This is a genomic window from Rummeliibacillus sp. G93 (genome assembly GCF_023515935.1).
Lineage (GTDB): Bacteria > Bacillota > Bacilli > Bacillales_A > Planococcaceae > Rummeliibacillus > Rummeliibacillus stabekisii.
Map to the genome: position 1 here is coordinate 1,302,417 of NZ_CP097314.1, position 17,394 is coordinate 1,319,810.

Consider the following 17,394-nt stretch of genomic DNA (forward strand, 5'->3'; position numbering starts at 1 on the left):
TGAAAAGCCAGCAAGCGTTACATCCTATAAGCAAGAAGGCTCTCTCCATAGTCTTTTAAAAGTTACTTTATTATCCCTGTTTTCTAAAAGGTACACATCAGGGTTACTGAGACTTCTCCATTCTTTAAAACCAAAGCTTTCATTAAAATGTCTAAGTAGCAGGGACATTACATTACCATGTGTAACAATTACAGTATTTTGATGATTGCTGTTAAAAATCCCTTCGACAACAGTGATTATACGATTTCCAGCTTCAGCGCTCGATTCGCCACCTTCAAATTTTAATTCATGATTGTTGAATGTTGCTTCAAGTTTTTCTAGCCAATCATTAAAATTGTCTGAACTCAATACACGTTCCTTTAAATTGTTATCAGTAACTATCTGTAAATTCAAATGATTTGCTAGTGGTTGAACGGATTCAATTGCACGGACGAACGGACTGGTAATTATATGATTTATTTCAATATCACAAAAAAACTTGCATAAATCTGTAGCTTGTTTATAACCTTTATCTGTAAGAGTTGCATCTGCCGACTGACCCTTAGCCTCACAGTGCCTTACAATATAAATTTTTTTCAATCAAATCACTCCTTTCAATAACCGTTAGGAATTACTTTCTCAGATAGGTTTATACTTCTCAATGATTCGCCACTTATTTTCCTTTCTTAATGCACCTTCGACATTTTCGATAAATACGATTATATCTCCAATCAATTGTTTACTTATTCTATAGAGGTACCTCTTTTTCCTTCTTATAAAGTGATGTAATAAAGGTGAATAGTAGATAAATTTCGGAACTAAATATTATTTCTAGAAAATTAGGAAAGCAGAATATCAATTGGAGATTGAAGAGGCTTGAAAAAATTAGTTAAAATAATATAGTTGAGTAAAAGACATTGAATCTTAAAATATATTTATTTATTGTAAAATAAAAAGTAGTTTGATAATGTTAAGTATGAAAATTGAATAGCAAGCATTTATTGGTACGATGAAGTCGAGTTATATTTTCATTGTTTAAAAGGGAAGCCTGTGTAATTCAGGCGCTGTCCCGCAACTGTATTTGGGAGTTTATAAGCGGTACCACTGTTTTCATAAATTAGAAAATGGGAAGGGGCTTATAAATGAAGATCATAAGTCAGGAGACCTGCCATAGATGAGCATCAATTTACCTACGAGGATAGGGAGGTGTTAGTGAGAGGCAGTATACATACCTCAGCAGTATGTTTATTTGTTTTGTCTATTATTAACAACTTCACCATAAATGGATGAGAGTTGTTTTTTTGTTTTTAAATATTGTGTAATCAAGTAATGTGATAGCTTAGTAGTTACCTTATAAAAAGGAGTGTTGAACCCTTATTAAAAGGAAATCTACCAGCTTAATCTCGATAATAACATACGTGTCATGAACTGGTGCATACGAAGGTATACTTAAAAGGGAAGCTGGTGAGAATCCGGCACTGTCCCGCAACTGTAATTTGGAGCCTATATTTAAAGCCACTGTGAACAACGGGAAGGCATAGAGGGCGTTGAAGATAAGTCAGGAGACCTGCCAAGATTCAAGTACACACCAAATACCTACGTGGAGATAGGTGGTGTTTTTGTGCGACTAGAAGCGAAAAAAGAGTTCTTTTTACGCTTATTTAAACTTGCAAAAATGTCCACGCTATTTCTGAAAAGGAATAGCGTTTTTTATTTGGAGTATGTTACTTCTATTTCAAGGAGGAACAATAATGGAGAAAGATATGTTTATTGAAGAATTTCGGTCATTAGTAATGAATAATCAAATCGTACATCAGTATGAGAACTTGTATGATATGAAAAAGGAATTAAATCGTAAGTTTCCAAATCAGCATCAGCAAATTTCTCAAGCTTTTGAAATTGTTCGTAAAGAATTGCTTGGATAGTTGACTTAATATTAAATAAAGTTTTTAGCGTCTTATAATTTCAGTAACCTTTATAATGTGAAGTATTTCATATACGTATTTGTTTGAATATGCTTCCCTTGTTATTATTTATATAGAGTTAAAAGATTTTTTCTTTCTAAATTCTTTTAAAAAGGAGAGTTTAAATGAAACTATTCGACGCGCATTTTCATATAATTGATTACGAGTTTCCGGTTTTTGAAAATCAGGGATATCTTCCGCCTTCTTACAATGTAGTAGATTATCAAAGAGATACCGCCTCTTTTGAGATAGCAGGGGGTGCAATTGTATCTGGTTCATTTCAAGGATTTGACCAAGACTATTTAGTCAAATCTTTAAAATTATTAGGGCCAACCTTTTGTGGTGTGACCCAATTGCCTTTTACGGTGTCGGATGAGGAAATAGAAAAATTACATATGGATGGTGTTAGAGCATTGCGCTTTAATGTGAAGCGCGGTGGTTCAGAAGATCTTTCAAAGCTCGATTATCTAGCTAGAAGGGTATATGATTTGGCAGGCTGGCACAGTGAGCTTTATATAGATGCCAAAGAATTGCCAAGCATTGCATCTACGATAGAAACCTTGCCGGCTATTTCTATTGACCATTTGGGTTTATCTGCGGAAGGATTGCCACATTTATTAAGACTTGTGGATCGAGGAGTACGTGTTAAAGCCACGGGATTTGGTCGCGTCGAATTAAATGTAGAAAAAGCATTAAAAGAGATTTACCAGGCTAACCCCGAAGCCTTAATGTTTGGTACAGATTTACCCTCAACGAGAGCAACAAGACCGTTTGAAACAGCAGACATTGAATTAATTCAAGGGCTATTTAATGAAAAAGAAGCGGAGGAAATTCTATATAAGAATGCTTATAATTGGTATTTTATGAGATGAGGTTCAGCTCTTTCAAAGTATGGATGCAACACCAACTGTACCATTCGTTAAAGTCTTGAAAGTTTGTTAGAAATGTACAACCTGTGCTCGCCTTTGGAAACTTGGAAAAAGAAAAAATGAGTAGATAATGCCCCAGTCTTTTATAAGGCTGGGTTTTTTGTGAGGTAAATTATTTTAATTGATCTTTATTTACAATAGATACAAATAAAAAATGTCTAATAAAAGCAACTAATGGCAGGATTTATGGATATGGAAATAGTATCTTTCAATTAAGGAGTTGCACGCTAAGAGAGGATTAATTCTTTAATTATGCTCATAGAAAAATAATAGAGGTGTATAAGTAATGACAAATTTTGCTGTAGATATTCTTCAAGCAAGAGATAATTCGTTTAATATAGGAGTTCAATTGGCGAATTTCTTTAAAAATAACCCATCGATATTGAAGACCTTTGAAGTTATAACAAAGCCAGAGATTGATATTCCGAATATGAAATCGATCTATACCACTTTTGCGCCGCAGCTGCTTGAAGAATTAGAAGGGATTGCTCAAGGTTTGAACCTCTCCTTCCCAAAAGCAGCATCCTTATTTTCAGGTTATGATGTACCTAAAACAGAAGCAATGGGGTGTTCTGCCATCATAACAAAAGATTATTATGTTAGAAATTATGATTTTACGCCTGATTTATATGATGGCATTTTTAGTTTGGTTCAACCTGAAGGAACCTTTGCTTCTGCAGGATACAACCTTCAGGGACTGGGAAGACATGATGGTGTAAATCAGAAAGGTCTAGTCATAGGATTACATTTTGTGAGTAATAATGATTATACGGTGGGCATATCTCCATGGATTTCAATTCGAATGGTTTTGGATAGCTGTTCTACTACTGAAGAGGCAATTGAAATGCTAAAAGAGATACCACACTCAGCATGCTACAACTTTTCAATAGGAGATAAGAATGGAAGCTTAGCAGTAGTCGAAGCGAGTCCTTTGAATGTAAATATAAGACGAGAAGAATCTTTAATGTCATGTGAAAATCACTTTCGAACAATTGAAATGAAAAACCAAAATAGAGTTTCAATAGATGGTTCAATGAAACGGGAACAATACCTGAAGGGCTTTAAAGAAAAAGCTATTACACATGAAGAAATGTTTGAACAGTTTAAAGAAACTACATCACCATTGTTTTTCAGTGACTATGACAACTTATTTGGCACCCTTCATACTTTTTCGTATTCTTATGCCAATGCAAGGATCTTAACAACCATTGCCCAAAGCTCAGAGGTGCTGGATATTGACTTAAATGAATGGGTGAATGGAAAGAATATAGATCAGCATTTTCTAAAAGGAATAATCAAAGTATGATATACATCTGCATTACTAAAATGATGTTTATCCAAAGCAAAGATTATCCGTTTAACAGCAACATCCTCAAATAGATAGATGAGGGTTAACCAACGCTTTTTAGGGGAAGAAATAATATGAACAATAAGGGATAGCTACTTCAAGGCAAGTTAAAAAGATTTATCAAGGAGGTTCATGTTATGGGAGAAACTAAGCGTACAGTTGCGGAATTAATGCTTGATCAACTGTCTTTATTTGGCGTGAAACGAATTTATGGAGTTGTTGGAGATGCTAGTTTTGGTCTCATCGATGCACTGGCTAAGCAAGATAAAATAAAATTCATCGCGGTCAAACATGAGTCGACTGCTGCATTTATGGCTTCAGCCGAGGCGAAACTAACAGGGAAGCTTGGAGTATGTACAGCAACAATGGGGCCAGGAGCTACTAATCTGATGAATGGGCTAGGTGATGCTCATGCAGACAAAGCGCCTGTTCTGGCTATTACTGGTCAAGCACCTAGTAATAAAATAGGTACTGAGTTTCCACAATATATTGATCAGCAGGAGTTAATGAAGCCTTTCGCTTCTTATTCTGCTAATCTTACGAGTCCAGATGCCACGATAGAACTTCTACACAAAGCAGTACAAACATCACTCGGACAGCGGGTTGTAACTCATTTGTCTATACCGAAAGACATTTTCATGATGGTAGCCAAAGGTAAACCGCGTTCGTTGCCACAGGTTATAGAGGGCTCAGCCCACTTTACGAAAGAAAGCTTAGAACAGGCAACGGCCATCATGAAAACAGCTAAGCGTCCCATGATACTCGCAGGTGCTGGCGCTGCAAGTGCTTCAGAGGAGTTGGAGAAACTTGCAGATTTGTGGGGAGCGGGTATCCTAGCAAGCTTAGGAGGTAAAGGAGTTTTTGATGAATCTTCTCCGCATGTATTGCAAGGGATTGGTGAAGGTGGAAATCCTTATGCCTCTGATTTGTTTAAACAGGCAGACGTTGTACTTTTGGCTGGTACGACCTGGTGGCCGGAAGGATATGTGCCAACTGATGCACGCATCGTTCACATCGATTGCCATTTCGATAAATTTGAAAAAGGCATTCCTGTCGAGCTAGGTATTATGGGCAAAACGGAAGAAGTTCTTCCTCTCTTAACAGAGAGCCTTCAAGGATTTTCCCGTTCTGAAGACTGGATAGCAAGCTGTCAGGAAATCAAAGAAAAATGGGCTCAGCTAAATGAGCAGGAAGGTAGCACAGAGGGGTATCCCTATCATCCATCTCGCATTATCCGTGCTCTTGACCGAACAGTAGCTGCGGATGCTGTCCTTGCACTTGATACGGGAGACAATACAGTATGGACTAACCGTAATTTTAAACAGAAGAATCAAACTGTTTTAGTTTCCGGTTACTGGCGCACGATGGGCTTTGGTCTTCCCGCAGCGATGGCAGCTAAGCTTATTAAACCAGAAAAACAAGTAGTTGCGATAGTAGGGGACGGCGGTCTCCAAATGGTCCTAGCAGATTTACTAACAGCTACCCGCTACAACTTAAATATTACAGTCATTGTCTTAAATAACGAGGCTCTGCAAATGGAGAGAGACAAACTTAAAGTTGCTGATAAGAAGGAAGTAGGGGTAGATTTAACAAATCCGGATTTTGTGAAAGTAGCAGAAGCTTGTGGTTGGAAGGGACTTCGTGCTGAATCAGAAACCGACTTAGAATCACTTTTGGAAGAAGCGCTGAATACTAATGCTCCAACACTCGTAGATATCAGAACAGCCCAAGTCTTCTTCCCAGAAACAAATTAAAAAAGATGTGGTGATTGTATAGGCAGTCACCACATCTTTTTATTATTTTGTAATCATAAGATTTCCAACGTATTGACCCATTCCTTTAGATGTATCAAGTTCAACTACTATCATATATTCGCCTTCTACTTTGGGTAAATAGAAGGTTTTATCTTCTTCAATTCCTAAAATAGTTTCTTTTTGGCCTTTCCAGATGGAAACTTCTATATTTTCAAGCTCATCATACCCATTCTCTATATTAAGTTCAAGTTGGCTTCCTTTTTTCACTAATATGGGCTCTTGCTTTCTTGCTAAAGCGAAAAGATTGTCTATTTTTTTGTTAAAAACATTGTCTTGGTACCATTTAATATTCGCCTCTGCTAATTTTTCTTTTGAAATAATAGCATTCGATGTTGAAAGTGAGACAGTGGGTGGAGAAAAGTCATAGCTTTCACCAAAACAACCTGTTAATAGAAAAATAGATAGCATCCCTATCATTATTTTAACCAAACGCATGCCTTATTTTCACTCCAATATTATGTTGGCTCACTATTTCCAGTCTGATTTAAGCAGACCGAAAACATAAAAATCCACAAAACCGTTTTTTAACAATTCTGCTTCCCTAATACATCCTTCCTTTGTAAAATCGAGTCGTTCGGGAATGGCAATACTCTTGTGATTTCCAGTGGCAGCCCGAATTTCAATTCGATGTAAACCGTACTCTTCGAAACAGTATTGAATGACCGCCTGACATGCCTTGGTCATTAATCCCTTACCTTCAAAACTGCTTCCAAGCCAATAACCAATTGATGTAGATTTATTCGTCCAGTTGATTCCATGTAGACCAATTACGCCAGCAAGCTCATCTTTATACCAAATGCCTACTTGAAATCCATTGTTTTCGCTAAATTGTTTTAGTGTACCCTCAATAAAGTTTTTTGAGTCTTGTACTGTACGCGTAAACGCTACCCACGGTAACCACTTCTCTAAGCTTTCTCTTGATTGATCAGTAAGAGCAAAAAGTTCTTCTGCATGTCGAACTTCGAGTAAGCCTAATCTAATATCATTATTAACTGTATATGTAAACATACGTATTCCTCCATTCATTATGATCTTTTTGTTTTTTAGCTGAGAATTTTCTTATATCCATCCTTTTTGCTGAGCCATGCTGATGGCTTCAATACGATTTTTTGCTCCAAGCTTGTTAATGATCTCTGATATATAGTTGCGGATAGTGCCCGAAGATAAATAGAGGCTCGCAGAAATTTCATTTGCAGTCTTGCCTGCTGCTACTTGCCTAAGAACATCTTGTTCCCTAGCAGTCAGCGGGTTTGTTTCTGTCACACTTCCAAAAACCAATTCAGGTGCAAATTCGCGTTTGCCCTTCATAATATGGCGAATAGAATCTGCCAACTCATCGCTTGAGCTTTCCTTTAAAAAATAGCCATGAACATTTGCCTTTAAAGCACGCTCAAAATAACCAGGTCGAGCGAATGTAGTTAGGATAATAACTTTACAAGAAGAATCTAGTTGTTTCAGTTCCTCAGCAACATCAAGTCCGCTCTTAATTGGCATCTCAATATCTAGTAAACATACATCCGGTTTGAATGAATAGATAATACGCAGAGCTTCTTCACCATTTTCAGCTTGACCAACGACCTCGATATCTTCTTCCAAATCTAAAAGAGAACCAAGTGCACATCTTAGCATCCGTTGGTCCTCAGCAATTACAACTCGAATCACAAAGCGACCCCTTCTTTCAATTGTTTTATGATGATCGGAACTTGAAATGTTAACTCTGTTCCTAGTTGAGAGGAAGTAAGTATAAGCCTTCCCTCGATTAAAGAGAGCCTTTCCTCTATTCCTTTTAGTCCATTTCCTTTATTAATAGTGTTTGTAAGGCCAACCCCATCATCTATAATAGTTATTAGCACATGGCCAGCTACAGCTTTACTACTAATCTTACAATGACTTGCTTGACTGTGCTTTACAACATTTGTAACGCCTTCACGCAGGCACATACTTAAAATATTTTGCGTTAAAGAAGGCACATCTGGTAAATCTACATCACCTTCGACATATAGCTCAATACATGCCGCTGTAAGAATTAACTTTGCTTCATTTAATTCTTCTGCAACTGTAATTGCTCGCATATCTGTTACAAGTTCTCTAACTTGCTTTAAGGCTGAGCGAGATGTTCTTTCCATTTCTTTAGCTTCTAAGCGGGCTCTCTCGGGATTTTTCTCAATAAGCTTCCCGACTAATTCACTTTTTAATGTGAGTAGTGATAGAGTATGACCAAGTGTGTCGTGTAAATCGCGCGCAATACGAATTCTTTCTTCCCGTTTGATCAATTGTTGAATTTGCTCATTTGCTTCATTCAATTGTTCCTTTAAATTCCTCCGCTGGATCATAGACCGAATACCGAATGGGGAGGATAGCATAACGAGCAAATAAAGAAAAATAAAGATAAGACTAAACGAAACGGTAAAATATAAATAGAGCAGTGGTATGATTACAGCAAGACAAAGAGCAATATAAGCTCTGAAAAATTTCTTTTGTTCAGTATATGAGCCTATAAAGTAAGTAGAAAAAAATCCCAAGAATAGGAAATTGAAATCATAAACTAAACTCATGAAAAAAATAATAATTAACTGTAGTGCAAGCCAAGAGTCAAAAGACTTTTTTCCGGCTTTAAAATACATTTGCCTGTAAGACACTGCAAATATGAGAACGATAATTAATCCTAGAATTCGTTTAAGACCTATTTCATTTTGTATAACAAGAGTTGCAGGCATTCCCAAATATATTAAAAACACATAGGGGAACAATCCATATCTTTTAGGGAAAATCGAGAAGGTTTCTTTCTTTTTCATTTATATCGCTTCCTGTTTTTTTCTTACATATTTAGATAATATCACGAATAAGAAGAAATAACCCGACAAAATCAAAACGTTAAACCATTCAGGATATCTACCACTGATAATCTCCCAAGCACCGTTTCCTAAATTATATGAAGGCAACCATTTAGCGATTGCTTGCATTGTTCTAGGTAAAATTTCAATTGGCATCCACATACCACCCATAATTGCCAATGCCATGTAAAGGATATTACTAATACCGGAAGCTGTATCCACACGTTTCATCGTCCCAATTAAAGTGCCAAGTGCAAGGAATGGCAAAGAACCAGCCAAAATCCACAAACCACTCAAAAGCCATTCTTGGAATGATAAGGAAACACCATTAATTATTATGCCAGCCGCAAAGATTACCATGATGGATAGTATATGAATCACTGTTTGCGCCATCATTTTGGCAATAAAATAGCTATACTCTGAAAGAGGTGTAATACGCATAAAGCGGGACCAGCCTTCTGTCCGTTCCTGTACAAGCCGAATACCTAACGTCATAATGGAAGATCCCATAATACTAAAAATTGTCATCGACATTAAATAATGCTTGTGCCATTGTTGTTTATCATCTACGCCTGTATTAATGATTTTCGTAAAGAGAAAGTAAAAAAGAATAGGCATGGCAAGTGACCAAAAGACATAATAGGGATTTCTTAAAACTTTCAGTGTTTCAGCTTTTGTTTGCATCCACATGGCATACATATTATTGTGCCTCCTTGCTCAATGTTAATTGTTCAAATACCTCATCTAAACGCCCCTGTTTAATTTGAATTTCGCTAATTTCAGCGCTAGAGTTGGATTTAATTAAAGAGAATAAAACCGTATCTGTATCATTTGTAATTAAGTAAATCCTGCCCTCCTCTAGATAAACATCTTCTACATGTGGTAGAGATCTGAATTGGTCCAGCGTTAAATCAGTAGAAGCAAGAAACGAGACAGACTGTTTTGTTATTTTCTTTTTGATTTCACTAGGGTGCCCATCTGCAACCAGTTTGCCATCATGCAGAAGAAGTATCCTTTCTGCTACATCATCCGCTTCTTGCAAGTAATGTGTAGTGAAAATAATAGTTTTTCCTTTATCCTTTAAGATGCGAATTGTGTTCCAAAAATTTGCTCTAGCTTTAATGTCCATCCCCACAGTTGGTTCATCAAAAAATAATAAGTCTGGGTTTCCTGCAAGTGATAGTGCAAAATTGAGCATTCTCTTTTGGCCGCCCGACAACTTTTCTGCTCTTTGATTTAAAAGCTCTGTAGACATTCCGCTTAATTTAATCAATTCACTTAAAGATAAAGGATTCGAATAATAACTTCGAAACAATTCAAGGATCTCTTTTACCTTTAAACGATCAATTACACTAACTTCTTGCAGCATTGCCCCAATCCTTTCGCGAACCAGCTTTTCTTTCGGAGAATGAGTAAATAATTGCACTAATCCTAAAGATGGCTCTAAAAGGCCAAGCATTAACATAATTGTGGTTGATTTACCCGCTCCATTCGGCCCTAAAATAGCAACTATTTCTCCACTTTGTATGGAAAAAGAAACTTCATTCACTGCTTTTTGGTCTTTATAAGTTTTGGTTACATTGTAAAAAGTAACAACGTCATTCATCTTTTCACCCCCAACTGTTATATGTTCATTTTAATATGCTGCAGGAAACATCATTAGTCGTTTACGTCATGAAGAAAAATGACAAATGTCATGTATTGTGTTCCTAAACAGAGAAGACAACTGTTTTTATAACTCATTCGTCTCTGAAAATTATGAAATAAATTGTATATATGAAAATTCACAAACTGAACCTTAATTGGATTTACATCGCCTCAAAAAATATTACCTTGAATTTCATCATCATTCCTGAATAAACATAAGATGAATAGTTAGAAACTATCTTTAGACCCCATTTAGACAAAATATTCAGAAAAAACTTCTTGTGTTAATAGGTGTTCCATTGTTACGATACGCATATAGATGTAAGGTGGCGTGAAAATCGGCAAAGGAGCATGATCAAGATGAAATTACCATCTTCACAATTTACGAAGGATCAAGAGAAATTCCGATTAGAAGTGCGTTCATTTTTACAAAAGGAATTGGCGAATAGAACATTCGAGACCGCGTGTGATTCATGGCTAAGCGGCTGTAATCCACAATTCTCTAAAAAAATTGCTGAACAGGGATGGATTGGGCTGACCTGGCCCCAAAAATACGGTGGGCAGGAAAGAAGTGCAATTGACCGCTATATTTTAACTGAAGAGTTTTTAGCGATTGGCGCTCCAGTTGCAGCTCATTGGATTGCGGATCGGCAAACAGGTCCTCTTTTATTGCGCTATGGAACAGAGGAGCAGCGAAGTTATTTCTTGACTAGAATAACAAATGCAGAATGTTTTTTTGCAATTGGTTTAAGTGAGCCGAACAGCGGCTCTGATCTAGCATCTGTTAGCACAAATGCAAAAAAAGTAGAAGGCGGATGGCTGGTGAACGGCGCTAAGACATGGACGAGCAACGCGCATGACGCTCATTTTATGATTACTTTAGTGAGAACTGCTCCTTATAGCAAGGAATCAAAACATAGTGGACTAAGCCAAATGATTATAGATTTACATGATAAAGGTGTTAGCGTCAAACCTATAAAATATTTGACAGGGGAACATCACTTCAATGAAGTTTTTTTTGAAGATGTATTTGTTCCAGATAACCGTATAGTTGGAACAATAGGAGAAGGGTGGAAACAAGGACTTGCTGAATTAGCCTATGAAAGAAGTGGACCTGAGCGGATTCTTAGCACATTCCCGCTCCTTGAAGAAATATATTCGATTCTTAAGCAACAGCAAAATAAAGAAGCCATGAACAAGCTAACTGAGCTTGTCGCGAAGCTTTGGAGTCTACGAAATTTATCCCTCGGTGTTGCGAAAATGTTGGAACAAGGCGGTGAGGTGGCTGTACCTGCAGCTTTGGTCAAAGCAATGGGTACACAATTCGAGCAAAGCATTCCTGAAATGGTACGTCTTTTAACAGAGACATATCCAACAATGGATGCTCAAAAAATGTTAGATCGGTATATGGCTCAGTCTATTCTACATTCGCCAGGCTTTACTATTCGGGGAGGGACGACAGAAATACTATACGGCATCATTGCAAAGGATGTGATTAATGGATGAGCGAGATAAAAGAGCTGTTAGTAAAGACGATGGAAAAAATATTTAAAAAGCACATTACAAAAGAAACCGTAGATTTGATTGATGAAGGTCAATGGGCAGATGATGTGTGGGAAATATTGAAAGAGAATGGATTACTAGCTGCATGTATTTCTGAAAAAGCAGGCGGAGCAGGTGGTGATTTAGAGGATTTATTTTCACTTCTTAAGATAGGTGGCAAATATGCTGTGCCCATTCCCCTGATGGAGTATATTTTTTCGAATTATTTACTGGAGAAGTTCCATCTTGCGCCAACCGATGAAATGATTACTTATAATTTATCTGATACACCTGATTGTACCTTATCCGAAAATGGGGAAGTTAGTGGAGCGTTTCCTCATGTAGCATGGGGAAGGTATGCTAGTAACCTTGTTACTATTGCTAAGGGAAGTGGAGGAAATTACCTAGTAAAAGTACCGTTAAAGGATGCTCTAGTTAAAGAGGGTGCCAATTTAGCTGGGGAGCCGCGCGACTATATAAAGTTAACGGCTATTCCTATCCTGGAAAAAAGCAGAATAATAGATGATGAACAGATAGAAGAAATGATTTTACTAGAAACAGCAGCAAAATGCGCTGTCATTGCAGGCACACTAGAAAAAATCTATGAATCAACCATCGAATATACAAAACAGCGGCAGCAATTTGGACGCTACATCCACCGCTTTCAGCTCATCCAGCATCATATAGCTCAGTTAGCCGGAGAAACAGTTATTGTTGATTCAGCTGTAGATAATATGATGGAGGCTTTAGTGGAAAAACGACATCGCCATGAAATTCCTCTTACAAGAATACGTATAGAAGAAGCTATTCGGACAGTATCCGCATCCGCTCATCAAGTGCACGGAGCAATCGGCGTCACGTATGAACACCACCTGCATCATTATACCCGCCGACTATGGTCTTACCGTGATGAAGGAAGAGGGCATCTTAAATGGAGCCAAAAACTATCAAGAGATTTACTACAATCAAATAATTCCATGTGGGAATTTTTAACGACATATTAGGGAGAGGTGTGGGATGGCAGATTTATTGTTTGAACAAAACGGCAACATTGCAACAATTACCTTAAATAGACCTGAAAGTATGAATGCATTTAGTGAAGAAATGATTCTGAAATGGATTGAAGCTCTTGAATTAGTGAGAGATTCTGAGGATATTCATGTGCTAGTAGTTAAAGGCAATGGGCGGTGTTTTTGTGCAGGGGGTGATATTCAAGCGATGAAGGCGGGGGAAGGCTTCTTTGCGAGCAAGGAGGATATTACCTCTACGGCACTAGCACGGAAAAATTCACTTTGGAAAAAAATCCAACGCATCCCGCTTTTGTTGGAAGAGATTGATAAACCAGTGATAGCGCAAATACATGGCTTTGCAATGGGTGCAGGTCTTGATATGGCATTAATGTGTGATATTCGTATTGTAGCAGAATCCACTAAGCTTTCAGAAAGCTATATCAACGTTGGTATAGTACCAGGAGATGGAGGAGCTTACTATTTACCTAGAATCATAGGGGTTGATCAAGCACTGGATTTATTATGGACGGGTCGCATACTTTCAGCACAGGATGCAAAGGAAAATGGGCTTGTCACATATGTTGTAAAGGATACTGACTTAGAAGAATTTACGAACGACTATGCAATGAAATTGGCAGGTAAATCTAAGGTAGTCGTTCAAATGATCAAAAGAGCTGTCTATCAAAGTCAAACAATGAGTTTGCGCTCTTCACTAGACTATATATCATCGCAAATGGGTATTGTAACTGAACTTCCAGATTTTAAAGAAGGTGTAAGGGCAGTTGCGGAAAAAAGAGATCCACAATTTAATAAATAAAAAAGAGATGTGCAATAAGCACATCTCCTTTTTATTAGAATACAAGGTGTTTTTCGATATAAGCTTGAACATCGGCGATTGGCATACGAACTTGTTCCATTGAATCACGATGGCGGACTGTAACTTGACCATCTTCCACTGAATCAAAGTCATACGTGATACAGAATGGAGTACCGATTTCATCTTGACGACGGTATCGTTTACCAATTGATTGAGATTCATCATAATCAACAGGGAATGCCTTGCGTAATTCTGCCCATACATCTGAAGCTTTGTCACCCAATTTTTTAGAAAGCGGCAATACGGCTGCTTTAAAAGGTGCTAGAGCAGGGTGGAAGCGAAGAACAGTACGTGAATCGCCACCTTCTAACTCTTCCTCCTCGTAAGCGTCACATAAAAATGCAAGTGTCACACGGTCAGCACCTAGTGATGGCTCGATGCAATAAGGTACAAAGCGTTCATTTGTAGCAGGATCTATATAAGTGAAATCTTCACTTGAATGTTCTGCATGGCGTTTTAAGTCGAAGTCAGTACGAGATGCTACACCCCATAGTTCGCCCCAGCCAAATGGGAATTTAAACTCAATATCAGTTGTTGCATTAGAGTAGTGTGAAAGTTCTTCTTCATCGTGGTCACGAAGACGCATAGATTCTTCATGCATAGCCAAATTTAATAGGAAGTTTTTGCAGAACTCTTTCCAATAAGCATGCCACTCTAACTCTGTGCCAGGCTTGCAGAAAAACTCAAGTTCCATTTGTTCAAACTCACGTGTTCTGAATGTAAAGTTACCTGGTGTAATTTCATTACGGAATGATTTACCGACTTGCGCAATACCGAATGGTACACGTTTTCTCATAGAACGTTGAACGTTTTTAAAGTTAACGAAAATACCTTGGGCAGTTTCTGGACGAAGGAAGATTTCATTAGTAGAGTCCTCAGTTACACCTTGGAATGTTTTAAACATAAGGTTAAATTGGCGAATCTCAGTAAAATCTTGTGCGCCGCAATCTGGGCAATGTACATCATATTTTTTCATGACTTCCGCCATTTTGTCGAACGGCATACCATCTACAACAATTTCTTCACCTTGTGCTAATGCAGCATCTTCAATCAATTTATCTGCTCGATGGCGAGACTTACACTTTTTGCAATCGACCATTGGATCGTTAAAGTTACCAACATGGCCAGAAGCAACCCAAGTTTTAGGATTCATTAAGATTGCTGCGTCTAATCCTACGTTATACTCAGATTCTTGTACAAATTTTAGCCACCAAGCTTTTTTTACGTTGTTTTTTAGCTCAACGCCTAGTGGACCGTAATCCCATGTGTTCGCTAAACCACCGTAAATTTCTGATCCTGGGAAGACAAAGCCGCGATGTTTCGCTAAAGATACGATACTTTCCATTGTTTTTGCCATTCTAAACCCTCCAATAAAATAATAAAAAGCACCCGTCTCCGGGCACATATTTGTACCCGGGGACGAGTGCTATACCCGCGGTTCCACCCCGATTGATTACCTGAGTAATCCACTTTAAAAAGTTAGCTCCCGGCTGCCTTTTTCTGATTTCGTGTAGACTTTCACCATCTCTACTCGCTTGTCAAGATGAAATCATACTTATTGACCGTTCATCGCTTTATTATGAAGACAATTGTACCACGTGATTCTTTTCTTAGCAATAAGAATGAAAGTAGTATATAATTATTAGGTATTGAGTATAACACTTTTTGAGGCGGTGAGTCCAATAGAGCTCAACAAACGTCAGGAAGAAATCTTAGAAATTGTCAAAGAAAATGGCCCGATTACAGGAGAGCATATCGCTGAGCGTCTATCATTGACACGCGCTACCTTAAGGCCTGATTTAGCGATTTTGACAATGGCTGGTTTCTTAGATGCAAGACCCCGAGTAGGGTATTTTTATTCTGGCAAAAAATCCAATCAAGCTGTAGTTGACAGTATGACTAATATGAAGGTGAAAGATTTCCAGTCTATACCGGTAGTGATTTCAGAAAATGTTTCTGTTTATGATGCTATTTGTCAGATGTTTTTAGAAGATGTGGGCACGTTATTTGTCGTGGATCCAAATTCTTATTTGACAGGTGTACTTTCTAGAAAAGATTTGCTTCGCACAAGTATAGGCAGCCAAGATTTAAACCATATTCCAGTACATATTATTATGACAAGGATGCCGAATATAGCCTATTGTTTTAAATCAGATGGTTTAATACAGGCGGCCCACAAGCTAATTGAAAGACAAATAGACGCATTACCCGTTGTGGTGCAACACCCAGATGGCCTGGAAGTTGTTGGTCGTTTAACAAAAACAAATATAACGCGTGCATTTTTATCGCTCGCAGAAAATCATGATTTGTGAGGTGATAAACCATGAATAATATATCTGTTTTTATTATATCGGATTCTATAGGAGAGACGGGAGATTTAGTTACGAAAGCGGCTATCAGCCAATTTAGACCAGGCATGCAAGATACTAAAATCCAACGCTTTCCACACGTAGAGAGTATTGAACAGTTAAAGGAAATTGTGCTTCTGGCAAATCAACAGGGAGCTATGATAGTTTATACATTGGTGAAAGAAGTAATGCGCGATTATTTGCATAAGAGCTGCAGTGCAAATGGGATTCCTGCGGTAGACTTAATGGGTCCCATGATGGAAATGCTACAAAATACGTTGCAAATTGAACCAATTGAAGAACCGGGTTTAGTTCGAAAACTGGATGACGATTACTTTAAAAAAATTGAAGCGATTGAATTTGCTGTTAAGTATGATGATGGTCGAGATCCTAGAGGTTTACTAAAGGCTGATATCGTTTTAGTCGGCGTCTCGCGCACGTCTAAGACACCACTTTCGCAATTTTTGGCACATAAGCGTTTTAAAGTGGCAAATGTCCCGCTTGTTCCGGAAGTAGAACCACCAGAAGAACTCTTTTCGGTCGATCCAAAAAAATGTTTTGGACTCGTTATCTCTCCGGATAAGTTAAATAATATTCGAAAAGAACGTTTAATTGCTTTAGGGCTAAATGATGATGCCAATTATGCTCGTCTCGAACGTATTAATGAAGAAATCGTCCATTTCAAAAAAGTAGTGGGCAGAATTGGTTGCCAGGTAATTGATGTCACCAATAAAGCGGTCGAAGAAACAGCAAATGATATATTGCACCGTATCCAAATCTCTAATCAATAATGGTTGGAGATTCTTCTTTCTATTCAAAAGGTAATTGAAAAGAAAGTTGACTTGCTTTAGAATCCACAAATATACTCAACCTCCATATTTGAGGTGTAAAGCCTTCATATTCCAGAAGGTTTTTTTGTTTGCTTAATAAAAATATCAAAATTGTGGTAGAATTTCCGAAACAAATGTTTTATAATAAAAAATTGTGGTAAAAATAATTAATGAGATTTTGTCAATACTAAAGTAAATAAAATAATGCCTCATTTATTGGGTAGAAATTATCTTCTACTTGTTGAATGAACAATTTAACTTTTGCGAGCACT

At 37.6% G+C, this 17,394-nt stretch carries 17 protein-coding genes and 2 riboswitches; of the genes, 9 read left to right on the top strand and 8 right to left on the bottom strand.

What is annotated here, in order from left to right:
• Positions 1-24 precede the first annotated feature (24 nt).
• On the bottom strand, positions 25-579 hold the full coding sequence (locus tag M2M59_RS06485; protein WP_147193775.1) for a histidine phosphatase family protein: 555 nt from the start codon (positions 577-579) through the stop codon (positions 25-27).
• Positions 580-964: 385 nt separating this feature from the next.
• Positions 965-1,167, top strand: a riboswitch (cobalamin riboswitch).
• Between the two features lie 224 nt (positions 1,168-1,391).
• Positions 1,392-1,569, top strand: a riboswitch (cobalamin riboswitch).
• Positions 1,570-1,730: 161 nt separating this feature from the next.
• Between M2M59_RS06485 and M2M59_RS06490 the strand changes: the two genes are divergently transcribed.
• The 4 genes from M2M59_RS06490 to M2M59_RS06505 all read left to right on the top strand — a co-directional run bounded on the left by M2M59_RS06490 (position 1,731) and on the right by M2M59_RS06505 (position 5,974).
• Positions 1,731-1,904 carry a hypothetical protein gene (locus M2M59_RS06490; protein ID WP_184117502.1) on the top strand — a complete coding sequence of 58 codons (174 nt, stop codon included), beginning with the start codon at positions 1,731-1,733 and terminating at the stop codon, positions 1,902-1,904.
• A gap of 164 nt (positions 1,905-2,068) precedes the next feature.
• Positions 2,069-2,815 (top strand): amidohydrolase family protein, encoded by a 747-nt coding sequence (locus tag M2M59_RS06495; protein ID WP_147193770.1) that lies wholly within the window; start codon positions 2,069-2,071, stop codon positions 2,813-2,815.
• A 343-nt stretch (positions 2,816-3,158) separates the two neighbouring features.
• Positions 3,159-4,178, top strand: a complete 1,020-nt coding sequence (locus tag M2M59_RS06500; RefSeq protein WP_147193769.1) for a C45 family autoproteolytic acyltransferase/hydrolase — start codon at positions 3,159-3,161, stop codon at positions 4,176-4,178.
• A 179-nt stretch (positions 4,179-4,357) separates the two neighbouring features.
• Positions 4,358-5,974 carry a thiamine pyrophosphate-binding protein gene (locus M2M59_RS06505; RefSeq protein ID WP_249775800.1) on the top strand — a complete coding sequence of 539 codons (1,617 nt, stop codon included), beginning with the start codon at positions 4,358-4,360 and terminating at the stop codon, positions 5,972-5,974.
• A gap of 42 nt (positions 5,975-6,016) precedes the next feature.
• On the opposite strand, the gene M2M59_RS06510 is transcribed toward M2M59_RS06505, so the two are convergent.
• From M2M59_RS06510 to M2M59_RS06535, 6 genes are read right to left on the bottom strand one after another with little or no spacing between them, the layout of a single operon-like run.
• The gene (locus tag M2M59_RS06510) at positions 6,017-6,469 is read right to left on the bottom strand and encodes a hypothetical protein (RefSeq protein ID WP_249775801.1); all 453 of its coding nucleotides are present in this window, start codon (positions 6,467-6,469) and stop codon (positions 6,017-6,019) included.
• A gap of 33 nt (positions 6,470-6,502) precedes the next feature.
• Complete coding sequence (locus tag M2M59_RS06515) at positions 6,503-7,042, bottom strand: GNAT family N-acetyltransferase (RefSeq protein WP_249775802.1); 540 nt, start codon at positions 7,040-7,042, stop codon at positions 6,503-6,505.
• Between the two features lie 51 nt (positions 7,043-7,093).
• A complete protein-coding gene (locus tag M2M59_RS06520; protein ID WP_147193763.1) occupies positions 7,094-7,696 on the bottom strand; it encodes a response regulator transcription factor in 603 nt (200 codons plus the stop codon).
• On the bottom strand, positions 7,693-8,829 hold the full coding sequence (locus M2M59_RS06525; protein WP_249775803.1) for a sensor histidine kinase: 1,137 nt from the start codon (positions 8,827-8,829) through the stop codon (positions 7,693-7,695). The genes M2M59_RS06520 and M2M59_RS06525 overlap by 4 nt, the downstream gene beginning before the upstream one ends.
• Complete coding sequence (locus M2M59_RS06530; RefSeq protein ID WP_147193760.1) at positions 8,830-9,567, bottom strand: ABC transporter permease; 738 nt, start codon at positions 9,565-9,567, stop codon at positions 8,830-8,832. It abuts the gene before it with no gap.
• Position 9,568: 1 nt separating this feature from the next.
• Positions 9,569-10,474, bottom strand: coding sequence for an ABC transporter ATP-binding protein (locus tag M2M59_RS06535; protein ID WP_147193759.1), 906 nt, complete (start codon positions 10,472-10,474; stop codon positions 9,569-9,571).
• A 401-nt stretch (positions 10,475-10,875) separates the two neighbouring features.
• Here M2M59_RS06535 and M2M59_RS06540 point away from each other — a divergent pair, with 401 nt between their 5' ends.
• The 3 genes from M2M59_RS06540 to M2M59_RS06550 are packed head-to-tail and all read left to right on the top strand — an operon-like array spanning position 10,876 to position 13,884.
• Complete coding sequence (locus M2M59_RS06540) at positions 10,876-12,021, top strand: acyl-CoA dehydrogenase family protein (protein ID WP_249775804.1); 1,146 nt, start codon at positions 10,876-10,878, stop codon at positions 12,019-12,021.
• The gene (locus M2M59_RS06545; protein ID WP_249775805.1) at positions 12,018-13,061 is read left to right on the top strand and encodes an acyl-CoA dehydrogenase family protein; all 1,044 of its coding nucleotides are present in this window, start codon (positions 12,018-12,020) and stop codon (positions 13,059-13,061) included. Before M2M59_RS06540 ends, M2M59_RS06545 begins: the two co-directional genes overlap by 4 nt.
• Positions 13,062-13,074: 13 nt before the next feature.
• The gene (locus M2M59_RS06550; protein WP_249775806.1) at positions 13,075-13,884 is read left to right on the top strand and encodes an enoyl-CoA hydratase/isomerase family protein; all 810 of its coding nucleotides are present in this window, start codon (positions 13,075-13,077) and stop codon (positions 13,882-13,884) included.
• Between the two features lie 34 nt (positions 13,885-13,918).
• On the opposite strand, the gene M2M59_RS06555 is transcribed toward M2M59_RS06550, so the two are convergent.
• Positions 13,919-15,301, bottom strand: coding sequence for a glycine--tRNA ligase (locus tag M2M59_RS06555; RefSeq protein WP_147193751.1), 1,383 nt, complete (start codon positions 15,299-15,301; stop codon positions 13,919-13,921).
• 316 nt (positions 15,302-15,617) lie between these two features.
• Between M2M59_RS06555 and M2M59_RS06560 the strand changes: the two genes are divergently transcribed.
• Positions 15,618-16,256 carry a transcriptional regulator CcpN gene (locus tag M2M59_RS06560; protein ID WP_066786422.1) on the top strand — a complete coding sequence of 213 codons (639 nt, stop codon included), beginning with the start codon at positions 15,618-15,620 and terminating at the stop codon, positions 16,254-16,256.
• An 11-nt stretch (positions 16,257-16,267) separates the two neighbouring features.
• A complete protein-coding gene (locus M2M59_RS06565) occupies positions 16,268-17,083 on the top strand; it encodes a pyruvate, water dikinase regulatory protein (protein WP_249775807.1) in 816 nt (271 codons plus the stop codon).
• The last annotated feature ends 311 nt before the right edge of the window (positions 17,084-17,394 follow it).

Bases quoted from the DNA above. Each gene is read 5' to 3' on its own strand.
- M2M59_RS06500 (WP_147193769.1), top strand. From the start codon at position 3,159: ATGACAAATTTTGCTGTAGATATTCTTCAAGCAAGAGATAATTCGTTT.
- M2M59_RS06555 (WP_147193751.1), bottom strand. From the start codon at position 15,301: ATGGCAAAAACAATGGAAAGTATCGTATCTTTAGCGAAACATCGCGGC.
- M2M59_RS06550 (WP_249775806.1), top strand. From the start codon at position 13,075: ATGGCAGATTTATTGTTTGAACAAAACGGCAACATTGCAACAATTACC.
- M2M59_RS06490 (WP_184117502.1), top strand. From the start codon at position 1,731: ATGGAGAAAGATATGTTTATTGAAGAATTTCGGTCATTAGTAATGAAT.
- M2M59_RS06545 (WP_249775805.1), top strand. From the start codon at position 12,018: ATGAGCGAGATAAAAGAGCTGTTAGTAAAGACGATGGAAAAAATATTT.
- M2M59_RS06565 (WP_249775807.1), top strand. From the start codon at position 16,268: ATGAATAATATATCTGTTTTTATTATATCGGATTCTATAGGAGAGACG.
- M2M59_RS06495 (WP_147193770.1), top strand. From the start codon at position 2,069: ATGAAACTATTCGACGCGCATTTTCATATAATTGATTACGAGTTTCCG.
- M2M59_RS06505 (WP_249775800.1), top strand. From the start codon at position 4,358: ATGGGAGAAACTAAGCGTACAGTTGCGGAATTAATGCTTGATCAACTG.
- M2M59_RS06525 (WP_249775803.1), bottom strand. From the start codon at position 8,829: ATGAAAAAGAAAGAAACCTTCTCGATTTTCCCTAAAAGATATGGATTG.
- M2M59_RS06540 (WP_249775804.1), top strand. From the start codon at position 10,876: ATGAAATTACCATCTTCACAATTTACGAAGGATCAAGAGAAATTCCGA.
- M2M59_RS06535 (WP_147193759.1), bottom strand. From the start codon at position 10,474: ATGAATGACGTTGTTACTTTTTACAATGTAACCAAAACTTATAAAGAC.
- M2M59_RS06530 (WP_147193760.1), bottom strand. From the start codon at position 9,567: ATGTATGCCATGTGGATGCAAACAAAAGCTGAAACACTGAAAGTTTTA.
- M2M59_RS06515 (WP_249775802.1), bottom strand. From the start codon at position 7,042: ATGTTTACATATACAGTTAATAATGATATTAGATTAGGCTTACTCGAA.
- M2M59_RS06510 (WP_249775801.1), bottom strand. From the start codon at position 6,469: ATGCGTTTGGTTAAAATAATGATAGGGATGCTATCTATTTTTCTATTA.